Source organism: Pedobacter sp. MC2016-14 (genome assembly GCF_020991475.1).
In the GTDB taxonomy this organism is placed as follows: Bacteria; Bacteroidota; Bacteroidia; order Sphingobacteriales; family Sphingobacteriaceae; genus Pedobacter.
The window spans coordinates 1,599,735-1,614,122 of sequence record NZ_JAJMPA010000001.1 but is presented as its reverse complement, the minus strand read 5'-3'; the positions used below and the strand labels follow the sequence as shown (position 1 = coordinate 1,614,122).

Genomic DNA, 14,388 nt, shown 5'->3' with positions numbered 1-14,388 from the left:
TTTTATGTTGTCTTAATTTTTTTAATATAAAATGCTGGCCCAAAAGATAGATTCTCTGCCCATATTTCCCAGCCTATAGTTAAAAGTTGACTACGCGTGAAGCTTAATCCTAATCCAGTTGCACCCCGTAATTTTTTCCCTGAAATACCATAACCAAAGATAACCTCTAGATCTTCCTCAATTATTTTTGGGCTCGTATTACTTAACACAAAAGCACCGCCATCTACTAGCTGAAGATTAATTATTTTTTCTTTATCCGTGAAATCTAGCCAGTACATTGCATTGTTAAGAATATTTAAAAATGAAATCCAAAATGGATATTCAATATCTTTAATTGAATAACTATCTAGTGCAGTTGAAATATGGATTATTATTCCATCTTTTTCTATTTTATCTCTAAATAGGTGTAAAACTTTTTTAAATGTATCAATTGGTTTAAAATCTCTCGGTACGGATTTCCCTATGGCGGGCTTCAAAGAATCTTTCAATTCCTCTATCATATACATAGACAAAGAAACATTTTCTAACCGATTCTCCAGGATTGATCTAAGCGTTTCATCAGCCACATTCTTTATGTTTTTTTCCAAAGAACTTACAGACCCTCCCAAAGATGTTAATGGCTGTGAAAGTTCATGATAAACTAGCTCCAAACCAGTTCCCAAGGTCGCAAGCCTTTGAGACAATGTAAGCGTTTCCTGCATATTATCAAGGGCGGAATTTGTTTCTGAAACGAACTGTTCCGAAAATTTTAATATTTCATCATCATTCGTTCGCGAAGCAAGATATTGAATAAACTTCTCTGAGTCTGGCCTTTCTAGTCTATTTGAAACTCGTCCTCTACCCATACCATGGAAAAGCCTATATTTTGCCCGTCTTTGGCCAGCCTCTTCTAAAATTCCAGAAATTATTTTTTTGAATACAATGAAAGCTTTATTTTCAAAAAAGCCCTCTCGATTGGTTTTTTCACTTAGACCGTCATTTTCTGGTGAATATAAAAATGCATATCCAAGAATTTGATTTGGCCCAATGCTCACTATGTGCTTATTTACCCTTCTAGCCCCTAATCCCAACCAATCTTGATCTTCTTCTCCATATGGCTTTACACCAAAGCCATTTTTAGACACCTTCAACCCCAGGTATTTATTCATTACCTGCATTGCATTTCTTCTGCCATCAGCTTTTAACAGCTTAGTCATATTAACTTTTGAGTCATCATCTAAATCATAAATTCTGATATCAAAATAAAATTCACCAACCCCACTATCTTTGTATTTATTGGGAATATCTTGCTGTTGTAGTGTATTTCTAAGTCTTTGACTTTCGTCTGACAGTAAATATTCGGAAGATATTTCTAAATTTTCTTCTCGAAGGTCACTTTCTAAACGCTTACAGATATACTTTCCTGTTACGTTACAATCATCAGATACTTTCCCAAAAACTCTATAATCATAAAAATTTATAATTTTAGAAGGAGTAATTTCAAGAAATTCAACTTTACCTTTGATGTGGTCTAAAATAAAGTTAGAGCCATAAAGTAAATCAAATGTTCCACTTCCATTACTTGTTTTTAATTCACTTTTGATAAACCCTTCCGTAACAAGTTCCTTTTGAATTTCTTCATTTAGCTTTAACGGTGTAATAAGGTCCACTAATGATTTATAAAAAGAGGTCTCTTCTAAGTCTTTTGCATCTATTTCATTTTCAATAATTGCTTTAATTGAATTATCAACATCTTGTAAGACAATCATTGTGCCCTCATTAAAAGTATCAAATGGCACACCCGAAATTAGATTGATCAAATTACCATTCTTTGAAAGCCCAGGATTTTCTTTTAGAAGGTCCTCATCTGAGAAAAGTAAACTATAGTTGTCTATTTTACCACCGGAAAATGTCACGTCGTCAAGCAATCCATCTACTCTGAAGATTTCCCTATCGATTCTTAACCAATTGTATTCATTATCGTTAGCTTTTTTTGTTATAACAGTAAGATATCTTCCCAAAGCCATAGCCGCTAATCTGCCAATACCTTTAGAACCTAAATAGAGTCTTTCATAGATTAGGCTTTTCCTTTGCTCTTTATCTTCCTCTCTTTTACTACTTCTTGATGTAATAAGCCAATCACCGAAAAGCGTTTTATAATCCATGCCAAGCCCATTATCTGCAACGATTAAAAAGTTCCGATTAGGATCTCTGTCATATTGAGTATAAACATAACATTTACCGGCATCTGCATCATATGCATTTTTCACCAATTCATTTATTGCTGTTGACGGGTGTCCAATCTGTTCTTCGCCCATTTGTATGATGGACATTGCTCCAGATGTAAATTTATGCTTTAATCTTTCAATCATTGTTTAGATAAAACAGGCTGCACAACCCTCCTCTTCTGCATCAAGTATGTCAATAAGTCTGTTTGAGCGGAAATTCTGAGCAGCATTTTGTTGTTTGGTTAAGAATTCTTGTTTAATTTGTTTTATACGTTTTGGATTAATTAACTCTTCCAAACGTTCATTTTGCATCCATGTATAACCATCTTTTTCATATTCCATGGCCAAAAAGAATTTGGATGGATTTTGTTCATATAGCCAAACCCACTCAATTTTACGCTGAAAAAAACAGAAAAAACATCCAGAACGACTGCGATTGTACTTCCCAATCTGCCCATTTATTTCGTAAGGGATTTCTTCATAGTATGCAGGCACGCCAACACCGCTTTCACGTAAGATTCTAAAAATATCCTCTCTTACTAAGATATCTTCATTTTCAATTAATGGAAATGAATCTACAGAGCCTATGGGTAAATTTGTACCTCTTAAAGATTGAAATACTGCATGGTTAAATTCTTTGATACCTAATCCCATTAAAGCATTCATCTTTTGATTTTGGCTAAATGAGGAAGAGACTGGGGTTGCTACAACGTCCTTAGCTCGATTATATAAAGGAGTTGTCAGCAGGTCTTTATAAAGCGCGTTTAAATGATCATTGTTTTCATTTTTCAGAACCATTCCAACTACTTCTTCACTCCATATATTTCTACGGAATGGGAATATTGACTGAACGGTTGACTTCGTAGAAATATAACCTTCCCGTTCTTCGTCTCCACGAATGCCTACATAAGATATTGTAGGAGTATCCCCTATATAGTTTTCAAATGGTTCTATTTTCAACTTTCGAGTACACCAACGAGCATTTGATGATGGCAAATAACCTCCAAATAACTGATGATAAAAATCAAAAGGGTTATCATGATCAGCAGTATTGGCGTACAAGGTATTTATTTTAACTCCCAAGTACGTTTCCAAGTTGGAAATAAGCTGATAGGTTTCTTCTAACTCCTTACCCGTATCACAAGTATAAAACTCAATATCCAATTGAGGATATAAGCTTCGCATATAAATAGCAAGCGCAGCACTATCTTTGCCCCCTGAAATGCCTAACACGTGTTTTACAGTACTAATTCCGCTCATTCTCCAATTCCTTTTTTAGAAGATTAGCTAATATAGCGATTTTAGTTAAACTTTGTTCTTTTGAAAATATTTCTTCTAGCTTTTTTTCGAAATCTAAAATGCTTTCCGTTCTTGGTTTTGGCAACCGGATTATCTTATTACTTAAGCCAAACTGGGGCTGAGTAATCTCTAACTTAAATACATCTTCTGTATTTAAATCTACATTTTGAAGATAAATGTCGTTTAGATTATCTAACTCGTGAATTGCATTTAAAAATTTATCATAAAGCACGTGCTCTTCATCATCATTTATCCTGTCTAATGTTTTACCAATGACCGATTGAGACACTGACGATAGCCATGCATTACGATCATCTAATGGTGATAATAAACGATCATAAAAGGTTTTTTGACGGGGTAGCAACAGACTTTGTTTTAATGAGTTGTCATATCTAGCCCTTAGCTTTGGCTTATAGCTATTAAAATCAAGAGAAACGTCCCATAATGAATTAATGATCGCTTCAAATCTGTTCAACAATTCATCATATGTACCTCTCAATTCCCTCACCGAGGTTTGTAGATCGTCGATAAATTTTTTAAGCAATTCAGGTTCTTTGTTCAACTGAATAATATCATAGCCTAATGCTTCAGGGAATTGCTCAAAAAATAGCCTTTCTGGGTCTATCGAATTAGCTAATGCCGACCTTATTTTTATGGCTTTTTTAGATATCTTTTTTGTTTGTTTAGTATATTCCTTTAGATCCTTGTAAAATTTAATAAACGGAACTACAGTCTTAATAAAGCTCTCATTGGAAGTTTGCTCCAATTCTTCCAAGCTAAGAAACTCTCTATATTTATTAAATAACTGAACTCTTATACCATCGGAATCAAAAGCCTTAATATGATAATCTTTGGGATTCTTTATTAATAGTTCTAAAACGTTAAAATCGATATCGGGTACAAAGCCATTCTTTCCATACAGGGCAAAGCTTTCGTTCCTTATAAAGAGACATATAGGAATCCAAAAATCAAGAAAACCTCTTTTCAGTTTAAAAGGCTGCTTACTTAAAATGGTATACAGCTCATCAATGGTTCTTTCGGCACCCTTAGATGCTTCAATAAATCTATTGCATTCATCGAAAAGCTCCCTGAAACTGCCTGTAATGCTTTGTTCGAATTGCCACTGCCCATTCTTAAAGGCATGAATGTTTGTTTCCTTTAATAGAGAAAGGTAAATGCTTTTTTCAGGCGGGAAACCCTCAATTCCAAGATATTCCTGTTCAGGATTCTCAACAATTACTTTTAAAAGTTCTTTTCTTGCCGTGCCAACGGCTGGAGAAAGTTTTGATTTGTTGATCAACTCGCTCTTGAGTACTGGTGTTTTCCAATAAACAGACTGGCAAATATTTGAAAGTTCTGTATTAAAAGCCCTACTGTTATTTACGGTAATTTTTTCTCCTCTAAAAAACCATTGCACAATATCTTCATTAAAAAAGCTTCCCAAAACCAGATGCGTAAGCAGACTCTTTTGCAAGTCTATTATTTGCCCCATTTCTTGCTGTACAACTCGGTCTTTCGGATATTTTAATGTAACAATTTCTGCTTTCTGTATATCCTCAACAAGATGTTTTATATCAGCTGAATTTTTAAAATTGCCATAAAGAATGGCGGCATCAGTTTTTTTAGATTCAGCTTTAATATCTTCGTTTGACAAGCTGTCATTAAATATCAGATTTATAAAGCCATCTATTTCATCTTCAGGATACTTATTATATAATTCTTCTGTAATTCTATATTCAAAAATCCTAGGAGTTCCATATTCAAAATATGCCCTTTTGGCAGAGACGGTAGATAATGAAAAATATTTTGTTAGATATCCAATTAAATCTGCATTTTTTGTTACATCTGCTGCTGCTTTTTGAATCGCCTCGTCAATGTCTACACTTGTTCCCTCGGTAAAATTGTAACGGTGAGCATAAGGATTGTAACGAATAATTTGTTTTTCGCTTAATTTTTGAATGGCATCATCTAGCGCCTCTCCATCCGCATTTGTAACGTAGGTTTGCAGAAATGCTTCATCTAATTTTGCTCCCGAACTTGAAAAAATATTTAAAAGCCCTATCGTCTTGATTATTTTGAAATATAAGCTATGTTTTTTGAACGCAAATTCGCCCTCTGCACGTTCTAAGGCTATACGGATTGCAGCCCATTTTGAATAATCTGGATTAAGTTTAGACTTTATAATTGAGTGTAGACTTTGGTTTAAATAGTCATAAACATGCGATAATGAATAGAAACTATTTTTTTCACTGTCAAACCCGTTGATCCCTTTCTGGGTGTCACTATCTAAAAATGTAAATAGAGAGCGTTCATTTTGCCCATATTCCTGCAACGCAAGAGCCAAGGTAGCAGCGGATAAGATATCAAGGGGGTATAATTGTTCTGCAAAGGTTTCATTAAAGAAATCACGCAAAGGGAAAGCATTTGACTCATTAATTACTTCATATATATCATCAAATTGCTTCTTCCTATCCTTAGGTATTGACCCATTTAATCTTTTACCTGCTAAAAATAGGAGCTGTTCAACGGGTTCATTAAATATAATTTCGTTGAAACGTCCTTTAACTTTAACCCATTCGTTTTTTTGGGCCTTACTTAACTTACCTGCATAGGCTGAAAAATCTTGATGCAAGGTAGTTATAAGTAAAAATTCATTGCTCTTGGTATTGGCATATTCAGCAAGTTGTTGCAGAAGATATAACTCTTTCTCTGAATTGTGCGCAGCCGCATATTCTAAAAACTTACCAAATTCATCAATTATAAGCAGTACTCCATTTCCCTTTAAATTATGGGCTTTCACATACCGATCGAGACCACTCAGTAACTCACTAGGGCTGCTTGCCTGGATACCTAAAGTTTCAGCAATCTTTTCAAGAATTGAGTCGTATGAACCAACGATTTTAACAGAAACAAATTCAGCTGATGTGAACCATTTCTTTAAATCGAAGAATAGTTTTTGCCCCTGCAAATGACATTCCAGAGCCGACAAAAATGTAGACTTGCCCGTCCCATAAGCCCCAACAAGATTAAATGAACGAAATCCACTAGCATAACTTGAAGTTATTTCGTCAAAAACCGCCTGTACATTTGAGGTGATAATATATTGAGTGAAATCAATATTATTATCCAATATATTGGTAGATGGTGAAAACTGCTTAACCATAATACTCATTTAAAACTGACCACTTATCTAAGGGCTTTCTTATCTGCAATACCCTATTTCCTGCTGTGCTATTATATATTAAATTTGTAGGCCAGTGTTCTACAGCCTCTCTTAATTTATTCTCCAATCCAGATTCAGTAATTGAAAATATTGCTCCAGGGGCATTCACACCTTCCAGTAATTCATTAAAAGCAATGGAATTATTATTTTCATACCTATCCATAATTGCAAATAATATTAAGTGAACAGGAACTTCTTCTCTATTTGTTTGGTTTAATTTATACCACTGAACCAATTTATTATCTACATCCCTGAACGTAAAGGGCGTAATCAGATTTAGTTCAGTAAGTAGGTTTGATGTTTCATCTTCAATGTCAGCCTTACCGTCGACAGACCTAAGATAGGTACGAATAAAAACATTTGCGTCCGATTCATATGTTTTAGCACTAAATAGCCGTAAATCACTTTCCTCCGTCTTACGTTTTAAAAAAGTGATAAGGTGATCTTTCGTGAATTCAACTTTTTCTTTTGAAAACTCATTAAAGAAAGAGTTGAATATAAATACCTTTTCATTTTTTATGATTGAATAATGCAGCAACCACAAAGAAGCAGTATCTTCAAGAAAAGGATCTTTACCCGTTCCATCCTCAAACAAATAACTTCCAAGTTCAGTAAGACTCTCATGGTCCTTATCTAAAACATCAAATCCCTTGAGCCAAAACCTGATTGCAGAAACCATATTTCTTCCTACACCTAATTCTATTACGGCCTCTTCTCGTGAAAAAGAACTTCCATTTTTAATGTAATCAAAACCCTTTTTGAGCCAAAATTGCCGGCACACAAAAGTTTCGTGTCCACTAAATCCTATTTTCATTTATTTGATTCTTAAATACAAGGCTACAAAGATAATCCTTAATATAAGAAAGTTCTTTATTTATTATCATTGTAGTGATAATTGAATATAACATTATCAACGGTATGACCTAACCTATTCTTAAAACCATGCGTACAGTGACCCAAGTTGCCAACGCACTATCTGTAAACAACAAAAAGAACGGATATTGAATTAAAGGATGTTTTAAAATCGCTGACAAATATAGCGTCAAACAGACTACAAAATAGTTACGAACACTCAGGAGCAAATCCCTGATTGGGAACAAGTGGCGTACGAACTGCAAATTCCACAGAAAATCAGTTACATCATTTGCTCCCTCATTTCCTTTACATTTGCTCCCTCATTTGCCTTAGTACATGCTTTAGCATTATCAGAAGCGTGATTTACTCCCTCATTTACGTTAGCATTTGCTCCCTCATTTGTACTTGTAGTATCTTTCAAAACTGAGGACTACGCAGATTAATTTACATTTTTTTTAAAACAAATAATCGGGCTCTGCTGCCTCATCAACGCTATTTTCACTGTCCTTTTAATAAGGGGGTTAAACCCCTTGGGGCTTTTAGCGGGTCCTCCATTTTTTTCTATTTGTGCAAAACAAACGGAAATTATGAAGACAGATTTAACAACAAAAATCCCGGTATTAGTAGAGGAATTGGCTCAGGGCAAGCAGGCTTTAAGCGAAGCAAAGGCCGAAAATTGGCTGGAGGAAATGCCTGCGATTAAAGAAGAGCTATTTACGGTGATGAGCATGCTTTATTGGCGGTTAAAACCTGTACTTGCAGAGCGCCACCTGAACCAAATCCAAACGGAATGCAGCCGTTTATTGGACAGGCTGGACAGTTGCACCAACATTGCGCCAAGGCTGCAAGCCTTATATGATGCCACATATGCCTTGCTTGTGGATGTTTTTGAATGCTTACAGGAGCGGTACGGAAAGCTGTTTAATTTTAATGCATACATGCCTGGGTTTATATTTAAACCCAAGGTGGAACACATGAACCAGCAAACCAATTTACTCCTGGCGGGCCTAAAGAAAAAATACGCGGAGCTGGCTTTACAGAATTTGATTGTTAAAAGCATCCAAAAAGTGAGCGCCGCCAGCAGGTGTACCTTTCATAAAATGATGTACATGGAAGATTCTATAGTAACCATGTTGCAGATTTGTGAGGATAGTGAACGTGAAAATATAAACGCGCTGATTAAGGAGCACCTGCTGGTAGTGAACTTGAATACGGAAGATCACATCAAATATTATGTCAAGAAAATTACTGCGGAACTAGAGAATCTTCCTGATGTTGACGATCAATATCAATTGCTGTACAACTACGAAGACCAGTTTTACAGGCGCCATAAACGCAAGGGTTCGGTCTTCTTTGAATCCCGAAACCGGAACATTTTAAAGACATTGAAGGACTACCTGACGTCACGCATGCGTGAGGTGGGTTGCAGGCAGCGCCCGGTGATTGCCAGCCTTTCAACAGTTAAAGCTGGAAATGTGGTTGTACCTGTGGCAACACCGCTGGCAGCGGCACCTGCTCCTGAATACCGGGTTAAGGTTTCATTTTCGGCAGATGTGCTAGTTTATTTTTTGCAGCTCCTGATTAAAACTGGTGCCATTATAGGCTCTAAAGCGAAACTGATGCTTTATGTAGCTAAATGTGTAGAAACGCCTGGTATTGGAGAAGCTTTGTTATCGCCCAAAAGCCTGGAACGTAAATCTACCCAGGTGGTACGAAACACGGCCATGCAGTTGCGTGCCTTGCTGATGAAAATGCTAAAATTAATTGACGAGGAATTTTCCTGAGCTATTTTTCAAGAAAATGAAATGGCCGTTATGCTATAGGAGAGGCCATTTTCATGTAGTTTTTAGGTAGGTCATCCCGACCCTACCCGACCCACAAATCTGTTTTGTTCTCCCAACCTTTGTATCGTAATGTCTGTACCGGTTGAAGGTTTGCGGCACGCAGCAGTGAGATCAGCAGGTTGTTACAATCACAAATTTTTTATTGATATGGGAATAATTACCAATGGAATCCTCGGTGGGTTCCGAAAACGTACCGGCGCCGTTGTGGGTGCCTTCTGGCGTGGTTTGGATGTAATCAGGGCTAGGCCGCGCAAAAGCGAGAAACCACCTACCCAGGAGCAGCTGGATCAGCGGGTGAGATTTGCAATGATCATCGCTTTTCTAAAACAGATTAAAAGTTTGATCCAGATCGGCTACAAAACGTCGGCTAAGGTGAAAACGCAAATGAACATTGCGGTTTCTGAAAACCTTAAAAATGCGGTTACAGGCGTATCTCCTGATTTCAGCATTGATTTTGAAAACGTAAAGTACAGCAAGGGCACAATTGTATTACCTTCTGATTTAACGGTTACTGCGGTTGCAGGTGCCAAAGCCAACCTGGCCTGGGGTTATGTACCTGCCAGTGACGATGAGGATTATGACGGCAGTGACTTAATTACTGTAGTGGTTTACAATGTAGACAAGGAAAAGTTCATGTACGTAAGGAATATTGCACCAAGATCTGCAATGGCTTATGTGTTTCAGCTGCCCATGAGTTTTCTGGACGATGTGTTGCATTGCTATGCCAGCTTTAATTCTGTGAAAAATAAGCCTAAGACATCTAATAGCGTGTATTTAGGAGCCATAACCGTGATTTAAGGCGACAAGGGTTAAAAATCAGCAATCTCTTCGGAGTCTGGCATCTGTTAGGTGCGAAGAAAGCAAACAGCGCCTAGGTCTCCTCTGAAACAACTGATTTTTCTAAGCATGGTGCGGATATGCGATACGGCACTCTGCGCCATGCTAACCTTAAACCAGGTCATTACCCCTCCCGTCATCCCGAAAGAGCATAGCGACGAGGGATCTATTAACATGCATTTAATACTAAAACAAATAATAAAATGAGGATGATATCTTTAAAACAACCCTTTAATGCCTGGTACAGGCTAAAGAAATTATTGGCGCAGGTGTTTAAAATTCCGCAACCCTGGTTTCTTTTTGGCATTCTGCTGCTCCTTTTTACCATGAGCGAAAAATTAATTGGCCTGACTGACCCAAGTGCTGGTTTACCCTTAAAGCTAACCTGGTTATTTATGATGCAGGGCTTGATTGCCTTTTCCATCATCCTGCTGCTGTGCTGGTATCTGATGCAGCAGTTCTGGATGCTGTTGGGCCTCCCGGCCCTGAATAGTTTAATTGTACACTTTGATAAATTAAAGTTATGTCAAAAGCTTGGATTTTATTTTGCCTTGTTTGCATTGCTGGTATTGGCATCGGTTGGGTGCCTGATCGCAATCTGCTAGTTCAGGGCAATGTCGTAACTATTGCCGAAGCAGAAGTAGGCGTACGCGAAGCCACGAACCGGAATGATGGTGTGAGGGTAGGCGAATATCAGCATGCGGCCGGTTGCCGTAAGGGAGATGCCTGGTGTACATGTTTTGTAGTCTGGGTGTTTAAGCAAGCGGGTTATAGGATGCCTAAGACCGGCTGGAGCCCGGATTTATTTCCTGCATCGAGAGTGGTTAAAACTCCGGTTGCTGGCTGTGTAATGGGGATATATTTTACTGCTAAACGCCGGATTGCACATTCAGGCATCGTAACACTGGTGCACAATGAGAAGATTTACACCATTGAGGGCAATACAAACTTAAACGGCAGTGCTGAGGGCGATGGGGTGTATAAAAGAGTAAGGCATTTGAAAACCATTAAATCTTTTGCAGAATGGCGGTGAGGATATTTTTCTTATTCATTTTAAGTATGCTGTCGGCTTGCAAGCTGTTTAAGAATGTTAAAACTGAGACAGAGATGAACAAGCAGGTTTCAAAGGAACAGCAGCAGAGTAGTCTTGCGGTTACGCAGCAGGCAAGTACCGATCAGCATTTTTTTGAATGGAAACTGGACAGTTTAAACAGCACAACAACGGTGCAGATTTGGCCTAAGGGCAAGTTTAAATTCTCCCAGGAATTTGGTTTTGAAGGCGAGGCGGAGAAAGTGTTGCTAACGGGAACACTACAAAAAAGTGCTACTGGATTGAAGTTGAAAGACAGCACAGGCAGCACGCAAATCGGCATCAAATCTGAATTTTCCGAAAAAAAGGAAGCAAGGGCAGCCAACAAAAGTACAGTTAAAACGGAAAGGCCTGCGTTTTGGCTGCTCATCGGGTTGGCTGTGCTGGTTCTGGCAGCTGTGCTTATTTATAAATTTTTAAAGTCATAGTTCATGAACAAAATAACGCAAAACCAAACACCTCCACTAACCTTAACCATGGGGCTGGTAATAAAGCCGGAGGGGCAAGGTTCCTTTTGGTTGAAAGAAAGGTATTTGTTAAAAATCGATGAATTGGAAGAGGTTGGGACTGTATACAAATTGTTTGCTAAAAACCTTTATGAGTTGAGGAAAACGACACAAATGTCTAGGCAGTTCGCCTTTTTCTCATCGGGCAATCTGGAGTGGAGGTGGCAAATGGTCCTGGAAGATGGGCACATACAATTTTCGATTTTATCCTTAATCCATAGATATGTAGAGACCGACAACGGGGATGATTCGGAGGAGGACGAAAAACCAATAGAAACAGAGCAATTTACCTGGAAAGGCAGTAAAGAGGATTATTGCAGAGCCTTGCAGAAAATGTTGAAAGTATGCCTGTTTGATGAATAAAAAACAAAACGTACGATTGATGAATCCACCAAAAACCTATGGGGCTGTTGATAACATAGTTATTCCAGAACTTTTATAAAGTTAATTGTTTAAGACTGCCCCATAATGTTTTTTTACCTTGCTGATCGCCATCCAGCGTATGTAAATCGGGTGCGAAAATCAGATTTACGGTTTCATGCAGCACCAAACTATTCATAGTGCAATCGGGCAGACCTAATTGTGCAGGCTTAACACCAAAAACAAACATCACTTTACTTGAAAAATAGTTACGCAAAGATGGATAGTCTGCAGTAGGATACCTGGCATAATTGACCAAGGCAAAATCATTCGCTGTAAGTTCAATAGCTTTAACCAGTTTACGCAACAACTCCCTACCCTGCTCCGTGCTCACTGCATTGATGGGATCATTAACCAGAATAAGGATTTGACGCTGATTTTTACCCATAAAATCATAACTGGTAGCTGCAACCGGAGTTTCCGGCGCTGGCACAGCTACAGCTTGAGGTTCGATCGCTATTGCAGACTCCTCTCCTTTTACTAAATAGATCTCTTCTGTAAAAAGCATACGCAGCGCTTCTGCACTGGTAGCCAGCTGATCATTCATAGGTACGGTTTTAAATGAATTATTTTTCTGTTAAAATTAGTTAAATATCTCATTAAAGCGCCTTTATTTATTACTTTTATACCTTAAAAATGTACTGCAAAAGCTGGAACAACTCAGATTTAAAGCTGTGAAGACGCTGAATAATAATACATTTGCAAAGAGAAATAATTGAAAAAATAGAATGAAGAAAATTTTATTGATAGCAGGCGGGTTATTCTGTTTGTTTTTAAATGTACAAGCTCAAAGAAAAAACATAGATAAAGTGGTTGCCGTTTTGGGAAATAACATTATCCTGCTATCTGAATTGAACCAGCAATATGCCCAATACCTGAATTCGGGAAATCCGAATAATGAAACCGTAAAATGCTACCTGCTCCAGCAGATGCTGGTACAAAAACTATTGAAACAACAGGCCGAAATTGACTCGGTGATGGTGGATGACAACCAGGTAGACAATGAGCTTGACCGCAGAATGCGTTCTCAAATTCAGCGTGCAGGTGGACAAGACCGTTTGGAACAGTTTTTAAATAAATCTGTTCTTCAATACAAAGATGAGATCAGACCAGACGTAAAAGACCAGTTGATTGCGCAAAAAATGCAGGGGAAAATCACGGAGAATGTGAGCATCACCCCACTGGAAGTTCAAAAATATTATAGTTCTTATAAAAAAGACAGTCTTCCTGATATCCCTACAGAATTTGAAATCGGAGAAATTGTATTACACCCGGAATTAACTAAAGCAGAGAAACAAAAATTTCATGATAAGATTGATGCTTTAAGACTTAGGGTAAAAAGTGGAGAAGATTTTGGCTTTCTGGCTAAAACCTATTCAGAAGATCCGGGGTCAGCACCTGATGGTGGTGATTTAGGTTTCTTTGACAGGACGGTAATGGCGAAAGAATTTACGGCTATGGCCTTTAAACTAAAAGCCGGAGAAGTATCTCCTGTATTTGAAACCGAATTTGGTTTTCACATTTTACAGGTGATAGAACGCCGTGGTGAGCAGGTACATGCCAGACATATCCTGGTGCATCCATTAACTACCCCGCAGAGTTTAGACCGGGTTAAATTGCATGCAGACAGTATTTACAACAACCTTACCGCTACGGTAGCCGCTAAGAAACTTCCATTCTCCGCTGCTGCTTCCATGTATTCAGACAATAAAGAGACCAAATACAATGGTGGTATGATGTTATATTACGATGGTGTAAGTGAGCGAACTACTTTTATTCCAGCAGATAAAGTAGATCCAACGGTCTTCCTTACTGTAGATACCATGAAAGTTGGCAGCATTTCTAAGCCGGTAATGTTTACAGGTGCCGATGGCAAAGAAGGTTACAAAATATTATTCCTGAAGTCTAAAATAGCACCACATAAAGGCAACCTGGATCAGGACTATGCCAAGTTCAAAAATAAAGCCCAGGAACAAAAAAATGACCGAGTTTTAAGTGAGTGGTTCGAAAAACGCAGGGAAAGCACTTATATAAAAATAGATGAGGATTATACTACCTGCAATGAATTAAAACTCTGGACTAAAGCAACAACCCCCTCTAAATAATG

13 protein-coding genes are annotated in these 14,388 nt (G+C 37.8%); 7 read left to right on the top strand and 6 right to left on the bottom strand.

Annotation, left to right across the window (positions count from 1 at the left end):
- Positions 1-2: 2 nt before the first annotated feature.
- From LPB86_RS06740 to LPB86_RS06720, 5 genes are all read right to left on the bottom strand, one after another.
- Positions 3-2,351: a sensor histidine kinase gene (locus LPB86_RS06740; protein ID WP_230642004.1), complete on the bottom strand. Its 2,349-nt coding sequence runs from the start codon at positions 2,349-2,351 to the stop codon at positions 3-5.
- 3 nt (positions 2,352-2,354) lie between these two features.
- The gene (locus LPB86_RS06735) at positions 2,355-3,467 is read right to left on the bottom strand and encodes a phosphoadenosine phosphosulfate reductase family protein (RefSeq protein ID WP_230642003.1); all 1,113 of its coding nucleotides are present in this window, start codon (positions 3,465-3,467) and stop codon (positions 2,355-2,357) included.
- Positions 3,454-6,669 carry an ATP-binding protein gene (locus LPB86_RS06730; protein WP_230642002.1) on the bottom strand — a complete coding sequence of 1,072 codons (3,216 nt, stop codon included), beginning with the start codon at positions 6,667-6,669 and terminating at the stop codon, positions 3,454-3,456. The genes LPB86_RS06735 and LPB86_RS06730 overlap by 14 nt, the downstream gene beginning before the upstream one ends.
- On the bottom strand, positions 6,662-7,543 hold the full coding sequence (locus tag LPB86_RS06725; protein WP_230642001.1) for a DUF4007 family protein: 882 nt from the start codon (positions 7,541-7,543) through the stop codon (positions 6,662-6,664). Before LPB86_RS06725 ends, LPB86_RS06730 begins: the two co-directional genes overlap by 8 nt.
- Before the next feature lie 321 nt (positions 7,544-7,864).
- A complete protein-coding gene (locus LPB86_RS06720) occupies positions 7,865-8,005 on the bottom strand; it encodes a hypothetical protein (protein WP_230642000.1) in 141 nt (46 codons plus the stop codon).
- A gap of 166 nt (positions 8,006-8,171) precedes the next feature.
- On the opposite strand from LPB86_RS06720, the gene LPB86_RS06715 reads away from it, so the two are divergent.
- From LPB86_RS06715 to LPB86_RS06690, 6 genes are all read left to right on the top strand, one after another.
- A complete protein-coding gene (locus LPB86_RS06715) occupies positions 8,172-9,368 on the top strand; it encodes a hypothetical protein (RefSeq protein ID WP_230641999.1) in 1,197 nt (398 codons plus the stop codon).
- A 207-nt stretch (positions 9,369-9,575) separates the two neighbouring features.
- Complete coding sequence (locus LPB86_RS06710) at positions 9,576-10,226, top strand: DUF6266 family protein (RefSeq protein WP_230641998.1); 651 nt, start codon at positions 9,576-9,578, stop codon at positions 10,224-10,226.
- A 242-nt stretch (positions 10,227-10,468) separates the two neighbouring features.
- Positions 10,469-10,870, top strand: coding sequence for a hypothetical protein (locus LPB86_RS06705; RefSeq protein WP_230641997.1), 402 nt, complete (start codon positions 10,469-10,471; stop codon positions 10,868-10,870).
- Positions 10,789-11,298 (top strand): CHAP domain-containing protein, encoded by a 510-nt coding sequence (locus LPB86_RS06700; RefSeq protein ID WP_230641996.1) that lies wholly within the window; start codon positions 10,789-10,791, stop codon positions 11,296-11,298. Before LPB86_RS06705 ends, LPB86_RS06700 begins: the two co-directional genes overlap by 82 nt.
- Positions 11,299-11,372: 74 nt before the next feature.
- Positions 11,373-11,783 carry a hypothetical protein gene (locus LPB86_RS06695; protein WP_230641995.1) on the top strand — a complete coding sequence of 137 codons (411 nt, stop codon included), beginning with the start codon at positions 11,373-11,375 and terminating at the stop codon, positions 11,781-11,783.
- Between the two features lie 3 nt (positions 11,784-11,786).
- Positions 11,787-12,224 (top strand): hypothetical protein, encoded by a 438-nt coding sequence (locus tag LPB86_RS06690; protein ID WP_230641994.1) that lies wholly within the window; start codon positions 11,787-11,789, stop codon positions 12,222-12,224.
- Positions 12,225-12,297: 73 nt separating this feature from the next.
- Here LPB86_RS06690 and LPB86_RS06685 read toward each other — a convergent pair whose 3' ends face one another.
- Positions 12,298-12,828 carry a hypothetical protein gene (locus LPB86_RS06685; protein WP_230641993.1) on the bottom strand — a complete coding sequence of 177 codons (531 nt, stop codon included), beginning with the start codon at positions 12,826-12,828 and terminating at the stop codon, positions 12,298-12,300.
- A gap of 181 nt (positions 12,829-13,009) precedes the next feature.
- Between LPB86_RS06685 and LPB86_RS06680 the strand changes: the two genes are divergently transcribed.
- The gene (locus tag LPB86_RS06680) at positions 13,010-14,386 is read left to right on the top strand and encodes a peptidylprolyl isomerase (RefSeq protein ID WP_230641992.1); all 1,377 of its coding nucleotides are present in this window, start codon (positions 13,010-13,012) and stop codon (positions 14,384-14,386) included.
- Positions 14,387-14,388 lie beyond the last annotated feature (2 nt).